This window comes from Streptomyces sp. P5F9 (genome assembly GCF_057961495.1).
The window spans coordinates 1-514 of sequence record NZ_JBXVPZ010001066.1 but is presented as its reverse complement, the minus strand read 5'-3'; the positions used below and the strand labels follow the sequence as shown (position 1 = coordinate 514).

The 514-nt window shown below is 68.3% G+C and carries 1 protein-coding gene; it reads left to right on the top strand.

Translation table 11 applies throughout. The features are described from left to right. Positions 1–514 (top strand): pentapeptide repeat-containing protein (locus AC31A1_RS52415; protein WP_489660074.1); only part of this gene is annotated, 514 nt, incomplete at both ends.

Below are 514 nucleotides of genomic sequence, written 5' to 3'. Positions count from 1 at the left end.
TTACGGGGGTGGGGAGTTGGAGCCGGACGGGGACTACGACGGGCTGCAGTTCCGGGACGAGGACTTCGTCGGGCAGGACGGCGGGGGTGCCCGGTTCATGGACTGCGCGCTGACGGACTGCGCGTTGGACGAGACGCGGCTGCATCACGCGCGCGTGCTGGACTCCGTCCTCACCGGCATACGGGGTGTCGGCACCGACCTCGCGGAGTCGACCCTGCGTGACGTCGAGGTGATCGACGCGCGGATGGGCGGGGTGCAGTTGCACGGTGCCGTGCTGGAGCGGGTGGTGATCCGGGGCGGCAAGATCGACTACCTGAACCTGCGCAAGGCGAAGCTCCGGGATGTCGTTTTTGAGGGCTGCGTCCTTGTCGAACCGGACTTTCTGGATGCCCGGCTGGAGCGTGTCGAGTTCGTGGACTGTGCGCTGAAGGGGGCGGACTTCACGGGGGTGACGTTCACGGAGGTGGATCTGCGGGGGGCCGTGCAGTTGGAGATCGCGCGGGGGGTGGAGCGG